The organism is Pseudomonas sp. KB_15 (assembly GCF_052114525.1).
Classification (GTDB): Bacteria; Pseudomonadota; Gammaproteobacteria; order Pseudomonadales; family Pseudomonadaceae; genus Aquipseudomonas.
Window position 1 is genome coordinate 540,273 of sequence record NZ_JBFREX010000003.1, and the last position, 16,293, is coordinate 556,565.

Below are 16,293 nucleotides of genomic sequence, written 5' to 3' on the forward strand. Positions count from 1 at the left end.
TATAGTGCCGCCCCTCTTCGCATGAGCGGTCGTCGGTAGCGAGGCCACAACCCATGCGAAACCCGAACTAATAACAAACCCGCGATATGAAACCGGGACGAACTTCGTACCGCCCGTTGTGCCGTGCGCCAAGGGGTGTAACTCGATGTGTCTGTCCGGCCAACATTTGCCTACACAAAAAACAGCGAGGAATAATCCATGCTCGAAGTCATTAACGACTTCCTCTCAGGGAAAGTACTGATCGTGCTCATTGTCGGGCTCGGTAGCTACTTCACGATCCGCTCGCGTTTCGTTCAATTGCGTCACTTCTTCCACATGTTCGCGGTGTTCCGCGACAGCCTCAAAAGCAGCGCCGGACAACTCAGTTCGTTTCAGGCCCTGATGCTCAGCCTCGCCGGCCGTGTCGGTGCGGGCAACATCGCCGGTGTCGGCATCGCCGTGACCCTCGGCGGTCCCGGTGCCGTGTTCTGGATGTGGGTGACCGCACTGGTCGGCATGTCCAGCAGCTTCTTCGAATGCTCCCTCGGCCAGCTCTACAAGCGCTGCGATTCCGAAGGCCAGTTCCGTGGCGGCCCGTCTTATTACATCCAGTACGGCCTGCAAAAACGCTGGCTGGGAATGATCATGGCGTTCCTGCTGTTGATCACTTTCGGCTTCGCCTTCAACGGCCTGCAATCCCACGCTGTGACCCACTCGCTGAACAACGCGTTCGGCCTCGACACCACCTACACCGGCATCGGCCTGGCCGTGTTGTTGGGCCTGGTGTTCATTGGCGGGATCAAGCGCATCGCCAAGGTCGCTGACCTGTTGGTGCCGGTGAAAACCCTGGTGTACATCGGCGTGACCATCTACGTGATCGTGCTGCAGTTTGATCAGGTGCCGGGCATGCTGATGACCATCGTCAAAAGCGCCTTCGGACTGGATCAAGCGTTCGGTGGCCTGATTGGCAGCGCCATCATCATGGGTGTGAAGCGTGGCGTGTTCGCCAACGAAGCGGGCCTGGGCAGTGCGCCGAACGTGGCGGCGGTGGCGGCGGTCGAACACCCGGTAGCGCAAGGCGTGGTTCAAGCGTTCAGCGTGTTCCTCGATACCTTCGTGATCTGCACCTGCACCGCGTTGCTGATCCTGCTCTCCGGTTTTTACACCCCGGGCTTCGAGGGCGACGGCATTGCCCTGACCCAGAACTCGCTGGCCGCCGTGGTCGGTGACTGGGGCCGGATGTTCATCTCCGTGGCCCTGGCGTTGTTCGTGTTCACCTCGATCCTCTACAACTACTACCTGGGCGAGAGCAACCTGCGCTTTTTGATCGGCGAAAACCGCAAGGCGCTGATGGGCTATCGCGCGCTGGTACTGGTGCTGATTTTCTGGGGTGCCATCGAAAACCTCGGCACCGTGTTCGCCTTCGCCGACATCACCATGACCATGCTCGCGTTCGTCAACCTGATCGCGCTGTTCCTGCTGTTCAAGGTCGGCATGCGCATCCTGCGTGACTACGATGACCAGCGCGCCGCCGGGATCAAGACCCCGGTGTTCGACTCCGCCAGGTTCCCGGATCTGGATCTGGATCGCCAGGCCTGGCCGGCCAATCCCCCTGCCGCTGCCGGCAAGACTGAAGTTGAGCCGCAAGGTATACCCGCAGCGCAACGCTGACAGGTGAATGACGGGCGCATCTCGCGCGCCTGTCAGTTAAAGTTCAAAAAACTGTGGGAGCGAGCTTGCTCGCGATGGCGCACTGTCAGTCAACATAGCGATGTCTGACATACCGCTATCGCGAGCAAGCTCGCTCCCACAGGAACTCTTCCTCTCGGAGAATCTTCATGAATTTGTCGACCTATCCTGCCGCCCAGCACGTCATGGTGCTCTACACCGGCGGCACCATCGGCATGCAGGCCAGCGCCCATGGCCTGGCCCCGGCGTCCGGTTTCGAAGCGCGGATGCGTGACTACCTGCACAGCCAACCCGAGCTGGTGGTGCCGCAGTGGCGCTTTCGTGAGATGTCACCGCTGATCGACAGCGCGAACATGACTCCTGCGTATTGGCAGCAACTGCGTGAAGCGGTAGTCGACGCTGTGGATGTGCAGGGCTGCGACAGCGTGCTGATCCTGCATGGCACCGACACTCTGGCCTACAGCGCCGCCGCCATGAGCTTCCAGTTGCTCGGCCTGCATGCCCGCGTGTGCTTCACCGGCTCGATGTTGCCGGCCGGTGTGACCGACAGCGATGCCTGGGAAAACCTCAGTGGCGCACTGGTCGCCCTGGGCCAAGGCCTGGCGCCGGGCGTGCATCTGTACTTCCACGGCGAACTGCTGGACCCGACCCGTTGCGCGAAGGTACGCAGTTTTGGCCGTCATCCGTTCAAGCGCCTGGAGCGTCAGGGTGGCGGAGTGAAGGCGACTTCGGTTGCGTCGCAGCTGAACTACAACCAGCCCAGGCAATTGGCCAACGTCGCGGTGCTGCCGCTGTTTCCCGGCATCAGCGCCGAGGTGCTGGATGGTTTGCTCGACAGCGGCATTCAGGGCCTGGTACTGGAGTGTTACGGCAGCGGCACCGGGCCGAGTGACAACCCCGGGTTTCTCGCCAGCCTCGGCCGTGCGCGCGACAATGGCGTGGTGGTGGTCGCGGTGACGCAGTGCCATGAAGGCGGTGTCGAGCTGGATGTGTACGAGGCTGGCAGTCGCTTGCGTGGCGTCGGGGTGTTGTCCGGTGGCGGCATGACCCGTGAGGCGGCGTTTGGCAAGTTGCATGGGTTGCTGGGTGCAGGGCTTGATCCGCAAGAAGTCCGTCAACTCGTTGAACTCGACCTTTGCGGCGAGCTGAGCTGACAAAACACAAAACCTGTGGGAGCGAGCTTGCTCGCGATAGCGGTAGTTCATTCAACATTTGTGTGGACTGACCAGACGCCATCGCGAGCAAGCTCGCTCTCACCGGGACATCACCAGTCTTGCTCGTCCGGCATACAACTTGCTCCGCATTCCAGTATCCCAAGGCTGGAAGTCCTTATGCTCCACTCCCACCTCACCACGCTCAACGCGGTCTCCCTGGTACTCGACGCCTTCAAGGTCGAAGGTTTGTCCAGCGAAGCGCTGCTGGCCGGTAGCGGCATCAGTGCGGCGGATCTGAACCGTGCCGACACGCACATCACCACCAATCAGGAGATGCAGGTCTGCGCCAACGCCGTTGCCCTCAAGCGGGACATCGGCCTGGAACTGGGCCGGCGGATGCACGTTTCCTGCTACGGCATGCTCGGTTACGCCCTGCTCACCAGTGCCACCTTCGGTGACGCTTTGCGTCTGGCGATGCGTTATCCGGCGCTGCTGGGAACACTTTTCGAGTTGAGCCTGGAAGACGATGGCGAGCGCATCTGGTTCGCCGCCGCCGATTACCGCGAGAGCCCGGCCATGGCGGTGTTCAACGCGGAATTCTGCCTGGTGTCGTTGAAGGTCACCTGCGACGACCTGCTCGGCCATCCCCTGCCCTTGCTCGGCGCACGCTTCGAACATGCCGCGCCCGACTACGAATCAAGCTACGCCGAACACTTCAACTGCCCGTTGCACTTCGGCGCGCGTAACAATGCCTTCGCCTTCGACAAGCGCTGGCTCGACCAGCCACTGCCGCTGGCCGATGTCATCACCCATCAAGCCATGGCCGAACGCTGCCGCAAGCAGAACATCGAGTTCACCGGGCGCCAGGCGTGGCTGGGACGGATCCGCCAATTGCTCAGCGCGCAATTGAATGCGGCACCGGGGCTGGAGGGGCTGGCCGAGCAAATGAACTGTTCGGCGCGGACCTTGCGCCGGCATCTCAAGGACATGGGTTGCAGCTATCAGGAGCTGCTCGACGAATTGCGCTTTGAGCAGGCCAAGCAAATGCTTTGCGAGGATCAATTGCCGATCTATCAGATTGCCGAAGCGTTGGGCTTCAGCGAGACCGCGAGTTTTCGCCATGCCTTTGTACGCTGGAGTGGTGTGGCGCCGAGTCAGTTCAGGCCACACGGCTAACCCTGTGGGAGCGGGCTTGCCCGCGAAGAGGCCAGTACAACCGATACATCTCCATTGGCTGGAACACCGCTTTCGCGGGCAAGCCCGCTCCCACAGGTTTAACATTTCATGTACTCACCTGGAACTCAGCCGTGCAAGTAAGGGGCGAATTTCGGTCAAATGTTTTGGCCATTTTGATCCCCTTTTGGCCTTTCCTGCCGTTCTCCTAAACCCTCTGCACCGCAAGACTGTGTGCAACCGAACCAGCCTGCGGAGAACAAGAAAATGCTGACGATCTACTCGGACGATCACCACCTGCACCACGGCCGTTGCGAACTTATCGACGGACAACTCAAGCCCTGCTTCGAGATGCCATCCCGGGCCGATCATGTGCTGGCACGGGTGCAGAAACAAAACCTGGGCCCGGTCGAAGCGCCGAAGGATTTCGGCCTCGGGCCGATCGAGCGCATTCACAGCCGCGACTACCTCGACTTCTTCAAAGGCGCCTGGGCCCGCTGGACCGAGTTCAACACTGACGGTGACTTGCTGCCCTACACCTGGCCCGCCCGTACCTTGCGCCAGATCAAACCGACTAGCCTGCACGGTCAACTCGGCTATTACAGCTTCGACGGCGGCGCGCCAATCACCGCCGGCACCTGGCAAGCGGCGTACAGCGCGGCGCAAGTGGCATTGACCGCCCAAGCAGAGATTCAACGCGGCGCCCACAGCGCCTTCGCCCTCTGCCGTCCACCGGGACACCACGCCGCTGGCGACTTGATGGGCGGTTATTGCTACCTCAACAACGCCGCCATCGCCGCCCAGGCATTCCTCGATCAGGGCCACAAAAAGGTCGCGATCCTCGATGTCGATTACCACCACGGCAACGGCACCCAATCGATTTTCTACGAACGCAGCGACGTGTTGTTCACGTCGATCCACGGCCATCCGGAAGCCGAATTTCCGTTCTTCCTCGGCTATGAAGATGAACTGGGCGAAGGCGCCGGTGAAGGTTTCAACTTCAACTACCCATTGCCCGCCGGCAGCGGCTGGGACACCTGGAGTGCTGCACTGGAACAGGCCTGCAAGGAGATCGAAAACTACGGTGCCGACATCATCGTCGTGTCCCTGGGCGTCGATACCTTCAAGGACGACCCGATCTCGCAATTCAAGCTCGACAGCCCGGACTACCTGGCCATGGGCAAGCGCATCGCGAAGCTCGGCGTGCCGACGCTTTTCGTGATGGAAGGCGGTTACGCGGTCGAAGAAATCGGCATCAACGCCGTGAACGTTCTCGAAGGTTTTGAAAGCGCTCAATGAGGAATTAGAACAATGAAAAGGCTCAAGCGTTTTATCGTGCCTGCCCTGAGTGCAATGGTGCTCAGCGGTGCCGTGCACGCTGAAGAACGAACGTTGCGCGTCTACAACTGGTTCGACTACATCACCCCCAAGGCCCTGGAAGACTTCAAGGCGCAGAACACCCAGACCAAACTGGTCTACGACATCTTCGACACCAACGAAGCGCTGGAAGCCAAACTGCTGACCGGCAACTCCGGCTACGATGTGGTGGTGCCGTCCAACGTGTTCCTCGCCAAGCAGATCGAAGCCGGCGTATTCCAGCCCCTGGACCGCAGCAAACTGCCGAACTGGAACCACCTCGACCCCAAGCTGATGAAGCTGATCGAGGCCAACGACCCGGGCAACAAATTCGCCGTGCCGTACATGTATGGAACCATCCTGATCGGCTTCAACCCGGACAAGGTCAAGGCCGTGCTCGGCGACAACGCACCAGTGGACAGCTGGGACCTGATCTTCAAGGAAGAGAACATCAGCAAGCTCAAGCAGTGCGGCGTCGCCCTGCTCGACTCGCCGTCGGAGATCCTGCCTCTGGCCCTGCAACACCTTGGCCTGGACCCCAACAGCAAAAAGCCTGCGGACTACGACAAGGCTGAAGCGCTGCTGATGAAGATCCGTCCGTATGTCACCTACTTCCACTCCTCGAAGTACATGGCCGATATCGCCAACGGTGACATCTGCGTCGCGGTCGGTTATTCCGGCAGTTTCTCGCAAGCCGCCAACCGCGCCAAGGAAGCCAAGAACGGTGTGGTCGTCGACATGCGCCTGCCGAAAGAAGGCGCGCCGATCTGGTTCGACATGCTCGCCATCCCCAAGGGTGCGAAAAATCCGGAAGACGCCTACACCTTCATCAATTACCTGCTGCAACCCCAGGTGATTGCACCGGTCAGTGACTTCGTGGGCTACCCGAACCCGAACAAGGACGCCACGGAAATGGTCGACCCGGCGATCCGCAACAACCCGAACCTGTACCCGACCGATACGGCGATGAGTACGCTCTACACCCTGCAACCGCTGCCGCGTGATGCCGAACGCGCGCGAACCCGGGCCTGGACCAAGATCAAGTCCGGTACCTGATAACCGCGTCGTTCCCGTCATCATCAAGACCTGCGTTTACGCAGGTCTTTTTTTGCCCGCGCTTCAGCCGGTACGCCACACCGCCCGCAACCGTTGCAGCGCCGCCTCGATTGCCTTTTCGGGTACCGCGGCAAAGCCCAACACCAGACCGGCGCGTTGATCCATCGGGGTGGTGGATTGGGGCAACCAATAACTGCTCAAACCGTTGATCTCGACATCGACGCTGTTCGCCAGTTCGATCAGCTCACGCTCGCGCGCCACGCTCTCGACAGGCACGGTCATGTGCAGTCCGGCGGCAATCGTGGGTAACTGGCCGACACCGGGAATATCCCGCGGCCAACCGCTGAGCAAAGTATTGCGCCGACTCAATGCCGCACGCCGCATGCGGCGGATATGCCGCTGGAAGTGCCCGGCCGCCATGAATTCGGCCATCACCGCCTGGGTACTGACCTCGGAATGGCGTACGTCCACGGCACGGCGTTGGGCAAACGCCTGCACCAGCCCTGCCGGCAATACCAGGTAACCCAGGCGCAACGCCGGAAACGCCACTTTGCCGAACGTGCCGACGTAGAGCACCCGGCCTTGCCGATCCAGTGCCGCCAAAGGCGCCAGCGGCGCACCGCTGTAGCGGTACTCGCCATCATAGTCATCCTCGACGATCCAGCCCTGCGTGCATTCGGCCCAGGCCAGCAACTCCAGGCGGCGAGCCAGGCTCATCACCACCCCGGTGGGGTACTGATGGGACGGTGTGACGTAGGTCAGACGACAATCGCCGAGCTGTGTCAGTGCGCCACAGTCGATACCCTCGCTATCCACCGCGACTCCATGCAACCGGGCACCCGCCACGGCGAACGCATGACCGGCCGCCCGATACCCCGGATTTTCAATCGCCACCCCGTCACCGGGCTCCACCAGCAGCTGTGCACAAAGACTGATCCCCTGCTGCGCGCCACTGGTGATCACAATTTGTTCAGCCGTGCACTGCATGCCACGGGAACTGCGCAAATACGCGGCGATCATCCCGCGCAGGCGCGCATCGCCCGCCGGATCGCCATAACACAGCTGCTGCAGATCCGGTTTGCGCCAGAAAGCCGCATTCAGCTTGGCCCAGACCTCGAATGGAAACAGATCGAACGCCGGAACACCGACCCGAAATGCGCGGGGCGGACCACTCGGCGGCAGTGCCAAATGGTTCTTTTCAACCCGCCCCAACGCGCCGCTGTGGATAACTTTGCTGGATGAATCAACAGGTAAATCCAGCCAATTTGTGGATAAGGCTGTGGGTAAGCCTGTTGACAACCCTGTGGATACTTTTGTGGATAGTTTTTCTGCCGGTAATGCACTTTGCGGCAATTGGGCGACATAAGTCCCGTCGCCCACCCGCCCCTCGATGAAGCCTTCCGCATACAGCTGATCGTAGGCACGGACCACACTGTTGCGGGAAATCGCCAATGCCGCCGCCAGGTCACGACTGGCCGGCAGACGCGTGCCACTGGCGAGCCGACCGTCGAGCACACGGATGCGCAGCGCCTGATAGAGCTGGCGGCTCAGCCCCTGACGGCGATCAAGTTCAATCCCCGCAGGATTGAACGACAAGGACAGCGACTGAGAATCCGACATGGCATTGGACCTATAAAATTGGTCATTAATGGCTCTTACAACAGACCAATAGCCTGCCTAGGATGCAGGCATTCGCCAAGGAAAATTTCTCCATGTACACGCCACGCGCCTTTGCCATCGATGACTTGTCCCAATTACACGAATTGATCCTCGCCACTCGCCTCGCCATATTGGTGACTCACGGCGAGCACGGATTGCAAGCCAGCCACGTACCAGTATTGCTCCATCGCGAACAGGGTCCGAACGGCACGCTGTACGGGCATCTGGCCAAGGCCAATCCGCAGTGGAAAGACCTGCGCGACGGTGCTGAAGCCCTGCTGATTTTCTCCGGTGCCGATGCCTACGTCAGCCCTGGCTTTTACCCGAGCAAGGCCGAGCACGGCAAAGTCGTGCCGACCTGGAACTACGTCGCCGTCCACGCCTATGGCCGCGCCGAAACATTCAGCGATGGCGGACGGCTGCTCGACATCGTTAGTACCCTCACCGATCGCCATGAGGCCGGCCGCGCCCAGCCATGGAAAGTCGCCGATGCCCCCGCCGACTACATCGACGGCATGCTCAAGGCCATCGTCGGTTTTGCCGTGCCGATCGAACGCCTTGAAGGCAAGCGCAAGCTCAGCCAGAACCGTAACCCTGCTGATATCGCCGGTGTGCGCGAAGGACTGGCCGCCAGCCCGGACGCGCATGACCAGGCCCTCGCTCACTTGATGCGTTAAGGAATGAACATGAGTCAGATCGAGATCCGCCAGGTCACTGCCGACGACCACGCTGCCTGGCTGCCACTGTGGCAAGCCTATCTGCGCTTCTACAACACCGAGCTGCCTGAAGCGGTCACCCAAAGTACCTGGCAGCGCTTGCTCGACCCGAGCGAGACGACTCATGCCGCCCTCGCCTGGGCCGATGGCAAAGCGGTGGGCATGGTGCATTTCATCTACCATCGTTCGAACTGGGCCATCGAAAACTCCTGCTACCTGCAAGACTTGCTGGTGGTCCCGGAAACCCGTGGCACCGGCGTCGGCCGCCAGTTGATCGAATTCGTCTACACCACGGCCAAGTCCGACGGCTGCAACAAGGTGCACTGGCTGACCCACGAAACCAACGCCACCGCGATCCAGCTCTACGAGCGCATTGCAGAACGCCCCGGTTTCATCCAGTTTCGCAAAGCCATTTAAGATTCAAGGAGAACAACATGTCGACTTCACTCGCCAACTGGAAAGGCGTCCCGGCCCCCACGACACAAATGATCGAAGGACGCTTCATCCGCCTGGAAAAACTCGACCCGGCGCGCCACGGCGACGATCTGTTCAAAGCCCTGCAAGGCCCGGGCGCCGACCCGAAACTTTGGGACTATCTGCCATACGGCCCCTTCCCGGAGCGCAGCGCCTTCAACGACTGGCTGAACAACCACGCGGCCAATAGCGACCCCTACTTCTTCAGCGTGATCGATCGCGCCAGCGGCGAGGTCCAGGGAATCCTCAGCCTGATGTCCATCGTCCCGGCCCAGGGCCGCATCGAGATCGGCCACGTCACCTTCGGTGCCCCGATGCAGCGCTCGCCGAAAAGCACCGAGGCGGTTTACCTGCTGGCCAAGGAGTCCTTCGCCCTCGGCTACCGTCGCCTGGAATGGAAATGCAACAATGCCAACGCCCGCTCCAAATATGCGGCCGAGCGTTTGGGTTTCAGTTTTGAGGGTGTGTTTCGCCAGCACATGATGGTCAAGGGGCAGAACCGCGATACCGCGTGGTACTCGATCCTGGATTCAGAATGGCCGGCGATTGGGGCCGGGTTTGAGAAGTGGTTGAGTGATGAGAACCAGACGGGGTCGGGGCAGTTGAAAAGCCTCGTTGAGTGCCGCGGCTAAACGCATCCAAGGCGCGCTGACTCCCACAAGCTCTTGCTTTGCCATGGATAAAAAAAGGGGAGCACATGCCCCCCCGAGGTTTAAAGCGTTGTATCGAGGCTGTTAACTCAGCCTTCGATCTCGATCAGGATTTCGCCCGGGTTGACCCGGTCGCCCTTGGCCACGTGAATGGCGGTGACTTTACCGGCGATGGCCGCCTGGACTTCGGTTTCCATCTTCATCGCTTCGGTGATCAACACTGCCTGGCCCGCCTTGACGGTGTCGCCTTCCTTGACCAGCACGTCGACGATGTTGCCCGGCATGGTGGTGCTGACATGACCCGGTGCAGTGGCTTGCTTGCGCTTGCTGCTGCCGCCGCCGACGAATTCGTTGAGCGGCTCGAACACCACTTCTTCCGGCATGCCGTCGATGGACAGGTAGAAGTGACGCTTGCCTTCGGCCTTGACGCCAACACCGGTAATGTCGACGCGGTAGGTTTCGCCGTGCACGTCGATGACGAACTCCGTCGGTACGCCCTCACCACCAGCCGAGGCAACACCGCCGGCTTCAGGAATTGGCAACAGCACTTCCGGCGTCAGGGTGCCCGCAGCACGCTCCTCAAGGAACTTGCGCCCGATGTCCGGGAACATGGCGAAGGTCAGCACGTCTTCTTCAGACTTGGCCAGTGCACCGATATCGGCACGCAGCTTGGTCATTTCCGGCTTGAGCAGGTCGGCCGGGCGCACGTCGATCACTTCTTCGCTGCCGATGGCCTGGCGACGCAGTTGTTCGTTCACGGTGCCCGGCGCCTTGCCGTAGCCGCCCTGCAGGTACAGCTTCACTTCGTTGGTGATGGTCTTGTAGCGCTCGCCGGCCAACACGTTGAAGAACGCCTGGGTGCCGACGATCTGCGAGGTCGGGGTCACCAGCGGCGGGAAGCCGAGGTCTTCGCGAACCCGCGGGATTTCCGCCAGCACTTCGTTCATGCGGTTGAGTGCGCCCTGCTCTTTCAACTGGTTGGCCAGGTTGGAAATCATCCCGCCCGGCACCTGGTTGACTTGAACGCGGGTGTCAACGGCGGTGAATTCGCTTTCGAACTGGTGGTACTTCTTGCGCACGGCGTAGAAATACAGACCGATCTCTTGCAGCAGTTCAAGGTTCAGGCCGGTGTCGAACTCGCTGCCTTTAAGCGCTGCGACCATCGACTCGGTGCCCGGGTGGCTGGTGCCCCAGGCGAAGCTGGAGATTGCGGTATCGATGTGGTCCGCGCCGTTTTCGATAGCCTTCATTTGGCACATCGCGGCCAGGCCAGCGGTGTCGTGCGAGTGAATGAACACTGGCAGCGATTGCTCGGCTTTCAGAGCCTTGACCAGTTCGCCGGTGGCGTATGGGGTCAGCAAACCGGCCATGTCCTTGATCGCCACCGAGTCGCAACCCATGGCTTCCATTTGCTTGGCCTGGTTCACGAAGGCCTCGATGGTGTGCACCGGGCTGGTGGTGTAGGCGATGGTGCCCTGGGCGTGTTTGCCGGCGGCTTTTACCGCTTCGATGGCCACGCGCAGGTTACGCACGTCGTTCATGGCGTCGAAGATGCGGAACACGTCGATGCCGTTGACCGCTGCCTTGGCGACGAAAGCCTTGACCACGTCGTCGCTGTAGTGGCGGTAGCCCAGCAGGTTCTGGCCGCGCAACAGCATTTGCAGGCGGGTGTTAGGCAGCGCGGCGCGCAGTTGGCGCAGACGCTCCCACGGGTCTTCTTTCAGGAAGCGTACGCAGGCGTCGAATGTCGCGCCGCCCCAGCACTCCAGCGACCAGTAGCCGACTTTGTCGAGCTTGTCGCAAATCGGCAGCATGTCTTCGGTGCGCATGCGGGTCGCGAGCAGCGATTGGTGGGCGTCGCGCAGGATCGTGTCGGTAACGTGGATTTGTTTGCTCATTGTTCTATTCCTCACAGGCCTGCGTGGGCGGCGATGGCGGCGGCGATGGCCAGGGCCAGCTCTTCGGGTTTGCGCTTGATCGAGTAGTTGGTCAGTTCAGGGTGGCTTTCAACGAAGCTGGTGTTGAACTGGCCGCTACGGAATTCCGGGTTGCGCAGGATTTCCTGGTAATACGCGGCGGTAGTCTTGACCCCTTGCAGACGCATGTCGTCCAGGGCGCGCAAGCCACGGTCCATCGCCTCTTCCCAGGTCAGCGCCCACACCACCAGTTTCAGGCACATGGAGTCGTAGAACGGTGGGATGGTGTAGCCGGTATAGATCGCCGTGTCGGTACGCACGCCGGGACCACCGGGAGCGTAGTAGCGGGTGATCTTGCCGAAGCTCGGCAGGAAGTTGTTTTTCGGGTCTTCGGCGTTGATCCGGAATTGCAGGGCGAAACCACGGTGCTGGATATCTTCCTGTTTCACCGAAAGCGGCAGGCCAGACGCAATGCGAATCTGCTCGCGGACAATGTCGATGCCGGTGATTTCTTCGGTGATGGTGTGTTCCACCTGCACCCGGGTGTTCATCTCCATGAAGTACACCTCGCCCTCGGCGAGCAGGAACTCCACGGTGCCGGCGTTCTCGTAACCCACGGCCTTGGCTGCACGCACCGACAGGTCGCCGATGTAGGCGCGCTGTTCCGGGGTCAGTTGCGGGCTCGGGGCGATCTCGATCAGCTTCTGGTTGCGGCGCTGGATCGAGCAGTCACGCTCGAACAGGTGCACCACGTTGCCGAAGCTGTCGCCAAGAATCTGCGCTTCGATGTGTTTCGGATTGACGATGCATTTTTCCAGGAACACTTCCGCCGAACCGAATGCCTTGGTGGCTTCGGAAATCACGCGAGGGAAAGCCTGTTCGAGTTCTTCGCGGCTGTTGCAGCGACGAATGCCGCGGCCGCCGCCACCGGAAGTGGCCTTGAGCATCACCGGGTAGCCGATGCGATCGCCTTCGGTCAGGGCTTCTTCGATGCCCGACACGTTGCCTTCGGTGCCCGGGGTCACCGGGACGCCGGCCTTGATCATGCTGCGGCGGGCTTCGGTCTTGTCGCCCATGCGGCGAATGACTTCAGCCGATGGACCGATGAACTTGATCCCGCGCTCGGCGCAGATCTCTGCCAGTTCGGCGTTTTCCGAAAGGAATCCGTAACCGGGGTGCAGTGCATCGCAGCCGGTTTCCACAGCCAGGTTCACCAGCTTGCGCGGGTTCAGGTAACCAGCCAGCGGCTCGGCACCAATGCTGTGGGCCTCGTCCGCACGCTTGACGTGCAAAGCATGACGGTCGGCGTCGGAGTAGATCGCGACCGAGCGAATGCCCATTTCGGCGCAGGCACGTACGATTCGTACGGCAATCTCACCACGGTTGGCGATCAGGATCTTTGTTATCACTTGGAGTTTCCCTTGAGCCGGTGGTACCCACGACCTGCTAGACCCAGGTCGACGAGTGACCAAATGTTTCAGTTTGGTCGCAGGTCCACACTAGCGCCCACAAGGGATTAACAAAAATGAATAAAAATTGGGTCGTGCATAAGTAAAGACTTATAGTTGATTCATCAGCCAGCGACGAGAGTGACCAGATAATGCGTAAGTCATTGATGCGTATGACTTTGCGGCAATTGCAGATCTTCAATGAAGTCTGTGATTTGCGTTCCTACAGCCGTGCGGCCGAGGAAATGTCGCTCACACAACCTGCCGTCAGCCTACAGATTCGTCAACTTGAAGAGCTGATTGGCCAGCCTTTGTTCGATTATGTCGGCAAAAAACTCTACATGACCGAAGCGGCTGAAGCGTTACAGCGGGCCAGTCGGGATATTTTCGGACGCCTGGAAAACCTCGATATGCAGCTGTCGGACATGCAGGGCTCGCTGCAGGGGCAACTGAAACTGGCGGTGGAATCCAGCGCCAAGTATTTCGTGCCGCACTTGTTTGCCGCATTCAAACGCCAGCACCCGGAAGTGAACCTGCAACTGACGGTGGTCAATCGCGGCCAGGTCATTCGGCGCCTGTCGGACAACCGCGACGATCTGGTGATCATGTCCATGGTGCCCCAGGACATGGGCCTGGAATTCCTGCCGTTCCTGAACAACCCGATCGTCGCCGTGGCGCCACCGGATCACCCGCTGTGCCATATGGGGCCGCTACGCTTGCAGGATCTCGAGCCCTACACACTGCTGCTGCGCGAGCCAGGCTCCGGGACGCGGCTTGCGTGCGAAGAATACTTCAAAGAGAAGCGCGTGCACTTCAACCAGACTCAGGAAGTCTCGTCTGCCGAAGCTCAGCGTGAATGTGTACTGGCAGGTCTGGGCGTTGCGCTGTTGACGCGCCACGCCCTGAACCTTGAGCTGGCAACTGGTGGGCTGGTCGAGCTACCGGTCGAAGAGCTGCCACTGTTTCGCAGTTGGTGCCTGGTGCAGGCCAAGGCGAAACGCCTGTCACCGGTGGCTCACGCCTTCCTGGCGTTTATCCGTAGCGAACGCATTCAGATCAGCGCGCTGGTTGAGCGTTTCGACGGGAAGTCGAGGGAGATGCCTGCCAGAAGTTGAGTTCCAACTCCGGAAAATCGCCAATCTCGGCCAGAAGCTGACGGCGTTCGCAGCGATCTTCAATGGCGCGGCGGAATTCCATGCGGCGCTGATCTTCTTGCTGACGACGGGTTTTGACAGCGCTGTTGCGTTCTTCGTAGGGCATGGCCATTTCGAGTCTCCCAAGGCGAGTACGGGAGTTTCAAGATAGGCGCGCGGGATGACGGTTTGGCGGCTCGGGGGTTACAGACTGATGAAAATTGCGGTGTATTCGAGGCCGCCATCGCGAGCAAGCTCGCTCCCACAGGAGATCGCGGTCAAAGGTGGGAGCGAGCCTGCTCGCGATTAAGGTCGGAACGACCTTACGACGACGTCAGTCGTCCAGCGCTTTCACCGACTTGGGCGACAACCGCAAACTGCGAAGGCTGCGCTTGACGCTCTTGAGGTGGTTGACCAGGCTCGGGCCGCGGGCCATGGCCACGCCCATCGCCAATACGTCGATGACGACCAGGTGGGCGATCCGCGAGGTCAACGGCGTGTAGATTTCGGTGTCTTCATGCACATCGATCGCCAGGTTGACGGTGGACAGCTCGGCCAATGGCGTCTGGCTTGGGCACAACGTGATCAACGAAGCGCCGCTTTCGCGCACCAGGTTGGCGGTGATCAGCAGGTCCTTGGAGCGCCCGGACTGGGAAATGCAGATCGCCACGTCGGTCGGCTTCAATGTCACGGCCGACATCGCCTGCATGTGCGGGTCGGAGTACGCCGCTGCGGTGAGCAGCAAGCGGAAGAACTTGTGCTGGGCGTCCGCCGCGACCGCACCCGAGGCGCCGAAGCCGTAGAACTCGACGCGCTGGGCCTGGGACATCAGCGTCACCGCCCGCTGCAATTCCAGCGGATCGAGTTTCTCGCGAACCTCCATCAGCGTATGCAGGGTGGTGTCGAAGATTTTCAGGCTGTAGTCGGCGACCGAATCATCCTCATGGATCGCGAACTGGCCGAAACTCGCACCCGCCGCCAGGCTCTGGGCCAGCTTCAACTTCAGGTCCTGGAAACCGGAGCAACCGATGGCGCGGCAAAAACGCACGATGGTCGGCTCGCTGATGCCCACGCTGTGGGCCAGGTCGGCCATGGAGCTGTGCATCACGGCCGCAGGATCAAGCAGCACGTGGTCGGCGACCTTGAGCTCCGACTTGCGTAACAGGTGGCGAGACTGGGCGATGTGTTGCAGCAGATTCAAAGGGCTGGACTCTTTGTTATTGGCAGGTGCCGGGGATGTAGCACGCTTGTAGTTATACTACATGAATCGGCTTTTTGCCTGCTCAATACGTAACCACATCCCTCGGCATTCAGGCACGCGCGCTCCATGTAGCGCTCATCGCCAGCGTTCCAGTTGCTCACCGACGCTCACCTTTTGGTGTTGCGACAAAAATGAGCCTCCCCGTACAAATGTCAACATTAGTTATCTCATCAATAACACACAGCCCACATCAACTTACAAACAAGTTAACTATCGCCACCCACAAATTAAATAAAGATGGATATATTAAATAGGCAGGACGCAATTATCTTAATTACAGGAGTTACATACAATGAACATTACAACCAAAGGCTGGACCGCCCAAATTAACCGCATGCCTGGCGCTGCCTTCTTTCGTGCTTACGGTACCGTGACCGTTGTTAACTCTGGCATTACGGCCAAGCTGGTGCTGAGCGAAGTGCAGGACAAATCTAATCATTTACGTCTAGACCTGAAAATTGAAGACACCGGCGGAATTTCACTTCCAGCATTAACCGAAAGGTTTGTCGAATACCGGGTAGCCGGCAAATCAAATGTTACTGGCGTCAGTATTTTCTTCGAAGAAGAGTTACTGCACCGCATTGATGAAGTACTGATCACCGATTAAAGAATTACCTGCTGCAAACTTC

At 60.0% G+C, this 16,293-nt stretch carries 15 protein-coding genes; 10 read left to right on the forward strand and 5 right to left on the reverse strand.

What is annotated here, in order from left to right; translation table 11 throughout:
- The first annotated feature begins 198 nt into the window (after positions 1–198).
- From AB4Z35_RS06715 to AB4Z35_RS06735, 5 genes are all read left to right on the forward strand, one after another.
- Positions 199–1,650, forward strand: a complete 1,452-nt coding sequence (locus AB4Z35_RS06715; RefSeq protein WP_442096403.1) for an alanine/glycine:cation symporter family protein — start codon at positions 199–201, stop codon at positions 1,648–1,650.
- A gap of 167 nt (positions 1,651–1,817) precedes the next feature.
- Positions 1,818–2,822 carry an asparaginase gene (locus AB4Z35_RS06720; RefSeq protein ID WP_442096404.1) on the forward strand — a complete coding sequence of 335 codons (1,005 nt, stop codon included), beginning with the start codon at positions 1,818–1,820 and terminating at the stop codon, positions 2,820–2,822.
- Between the two features lie 177 nt (positions 2,823–2,999).
- Positions 3,000–3,998, forward strand: a complete 999-nt coding sequence (locus AB4Z35_RS06725; RefSeq protein WP_277533114.1) for an AraC family transcriptional regulator — start codon at positions 3,000–3,002, stop codon at positions 3,996–3,998.
- A 264-nt stretch (positions 3,999–4,262) separates the two neighbouring features.
- Positions 4,263–5,294 (forward strand): histone deacetylase family protein, encoded by a 1,032-nt coding sequence (locus AB4Z35_RS06730; protein WP_108230931.1) that lies wholly within the window; start codon positions 4,263–4,265, stop codon positions 5,292–5,294.
- 12 nt (positions 5,295–5,306) lie between these two features.
- Positions 5,307–6,407 carry a polyamine ABC transporter substrate-binding protein gene (locus AB4Z35_RS06735; protein ID WP_442096405.1) on the forward strand — a complete coding sequence of 367 codons (1,101 nt, stop codon included), beginning with the start codon at positions 5,307–5,309 and terminating at the stop codon, positions 6,405–6,407.
- Between the two features lie 63 nt (positions 6,408–6,470).
- On the opposite strand, the gene pdxR is transcribed toward AB4Z35_RS06735, so the two are convergent.
- The gene (gene pdxR / locus AB4Z35_RS06740; protein ID WP_442096406.1) at positions 6,471–8,027 is read right to left on the reverse strand and encodes a MocR-like pyridoxine biosynthesis transcription factor PdxR; all 1,557 of its coding nucleotides are present in this window, start codon (positions 8,025–8,027) and stop codon (positions 6,471–6,473) included.
- A 92-nt stretch (positions 8,028–8,119) separates the two neighbouring features.
- Between pdxR and AB4Z35_RS06745 the strand changes: the two genes are divergently transcribed.
- The 3 genes from AB4Z35_RS06745 to AB4Z35_RS06755 are packed head-to-tail and all read left to right on the forward strand — an operon-like array spanning position 8,120 to position 9,888.
- Complete coding sequence (locus AB4Z35_RS06745; RefSeq protein ID WP_007995836.1) at positions 8,120–8,743, forward strand: FMN-binding negative transcriptional regulator; 624 nt, start codon at positions 8,120–8,122, stop codon at positions 8,741–8,743.
- A 9-nt stretch (positions 8,744–8,752) separates the two neighbouring features.
- The gene (locus tag AB4Z35_RS06750; protein ID WP_442096407.1) at positions 8,753–9,199 is read left to right on the forward strand and encodes a GNAT family N-acetyltransferase; all 447 of its coding nucleotides are present in this window, start codon (positions 8,753–8,755) and stop codon (positions 9,197–9,199) included.
- 17 nt (positions 9,200–9,216) lie between these two features.
- A complete protein-coding gene (locus AB4Z35_RS06755; protein WP_442096408.1) occupies positions 9,217–9,888 on the forward strand; it encodes a GNAT family N-acetyltransferase in 672 nt (223 codons plus the stop codon).
- Between the two features lie 107 nt (positions 9,889–9,995).
- On the opposite strand, the gene oadA is transcribed toward AB4Z35_RS06755, so the two are convergent.
- The gene (oadA, locus tag AB4Z35_RS06760; RefSeq protein ID WP_116262383.1) at positions 9,996–11,804 is read right to left on the reverse strand and encodes a sodium-extruding oxaloacetate decarboxylase subunit alpha; all 1,809 of its coding nucleotides are present in this window, start codon (positions 11,802–11,804) and stop codon (positions 9,996–9,998) included.
- A gap of 11 nt (positions 11,805–11,815) precedes the next feature.
- Complete coding sequence (locus AB4Z35_RS06765; protein WP_007971702.1) at positions 11,816–13,231, reverse strand: acetyl-CoA carboxylase biotin carboxylase subunit; 1,416 nt, start codon at positions 13,229–13,231, stop codon at positions 11,816–11,818.
- Positions 13,232–13,422: 191 nt separating this feature from the next.
- Here AB4Z35_RS06765 and AB4Z35_RS06770 point away from each other — a divergent pair, with 191 nt between their 5' ends.
- Complete coding sequence (locus AB4Z35_RS06770; RefSeq protein ID WP_007995845.1) at positions 13,423–14,385, forward strand: LysR family transcriptional regulator; 963 nt, start codon at positions 13,423–13,425, stop codon at positions 14,383–14,385.
- Here the strand turns inward: AB4Z35_RS06770 and AB4Z35_RS06775 are convergent.
- Together AB4Z35_RS06775 and hexR are read right to left on the reverse strand one after the other, a co-directional pair.
- The gene (locus AB4Z35_RS06775; protein WP_007971698.1) at positions 14,327–14,536 is read right to left on the reverse strand and encodes a PA3496 family putative envelope integrity protein; all 210 of its coding nucleotides are present in this window, start codon (positions 14,534–14,536) and stop codon (positions 14,327–14,329) included. The genes AB4Z35_RS06770 and AB4Z35_RS06775 overlap by 59 nt on opposite strands.
- 201 nt (positions 14,537–14,737) lie before the next feature.
- Positions 14,738–15,604, reverse strand: coding sequence for a transcriptional regulator HexR (gene hexR, locus AB4Z35_RS06780; protein WP_007954250.1), 867 nt, complete (start codon positions 15,602–15,604; stop codon positions 14,738–14,740).
- A 352-nt stretch (positions 15,605–15,956) separates the two neighbouring features.
- Here hexR and AB4Z35_RS06785 point away from each other — a divergent pair, with 352 nt between their 5' ends.
- Complete coding sequence (locus tag AB4Z35_RS06785; RefSeq protein ID WP_442096409.1) at positions 15,957–16,271, forward strand: hypothetical protein; 315 nt, start codon at positions 15,957–15,959, stop codon at positions 16,269–16,271.
- Positions 16,272–16,293: the final 22 nt, after the last annotated feature.

Bases quoted from the DNA above. Each gene is read 5' to 3' on its own strand.
- AB4Z35_RS06715 (WP_442096403.1), top strand. From the start codon at position 199: ATGCTCGAAGTCATTAACGACTTCCTCTCAGGGAAAGTACTGATCGTG.
- AB4Z35_RS06720 (WP_442096404.1), top strand. From the start codon at position 1,818: ATGAATTTGTCGACCTATCCTGCCGCCCAGCACGTCATGGTGCTCTAC.
- AB4Z35_RS06725 (WP_277533114.1), top strand. From the start codon at position 3,000: ATGCTCCACTCCCACCTCACCACGCTCAACGCGGTCTCCCTGGTACTC.
- AB4Z35_RS06730 (WP_108230931.1), top strand. From the start codon at position 4,263: ATGCTGACGATCTACTCGGACGATCACCACCTGCACCACGGCCGTTGC.
- AB4Z35_RS06735 (WP_442096405.1), top strand. From the start codon at position 5,307: ATGAAAAGGCTCAAGCGTTTTATCGTGCCTGCCCTGAGTGCAATGGTG.
- pdxR (WP_442096406.1), bottom strand. From the start codon at position 8,027: ATGTCGGATTCTCAGTCGCTGTCCTTGTCGTTCAATCCTGCGGGGATT.
- AB4Z35_RS06745 (WP_007995836.1), top strand. From the start codon at position 8,120: ATGTACACGCCACGCGCCTTTGCCATCGATGACTTGTCCCAATTACAC.
- AB4Z35_RS06750 (WP_442096407.1), top strand. From the start codon at position 8,753: ATGAGTCAGATCGAGATCCGCCAGGTCACTGCCGACGACCACGCTGCC.
- AB4Z35_RS06755 (WP_442096408.1), top strand. From the start codon at position 9,217: ATGTCGACTTCACTCGCCAACTGGAAAGGCGTCCCGGCCCCCACGACA.
- oadA (WP_116262383.1), bottom strand. From the start codon at position 11,804: ATGAGCAAACAAATCCACGTTACCGACACGATCCTGCGCGACGCCCAC.
- AB4Z35_RS06770 (WP_007995845.1), top strand. From the start codon at position 13,423: ATGCGTAAGTCATTGATGCGTATGACTTTGCGGCAATTGCAGATCTTC.
- AB4Z35_RS06775 (WP_007971698.1), bottom strand. From the start codon at position 14,536: ATGGCCATGCCCTACGAAGAACGCAACAGCGCTGTCAAAACCCGTCGT.
- AB4Z35_RS06785 (WP_442096409.1), top strand. From the start codon at position 15,957: ATGAACATTACAACCAAAGGCTGGACCGCCCAAATTAACCGCATGCCT.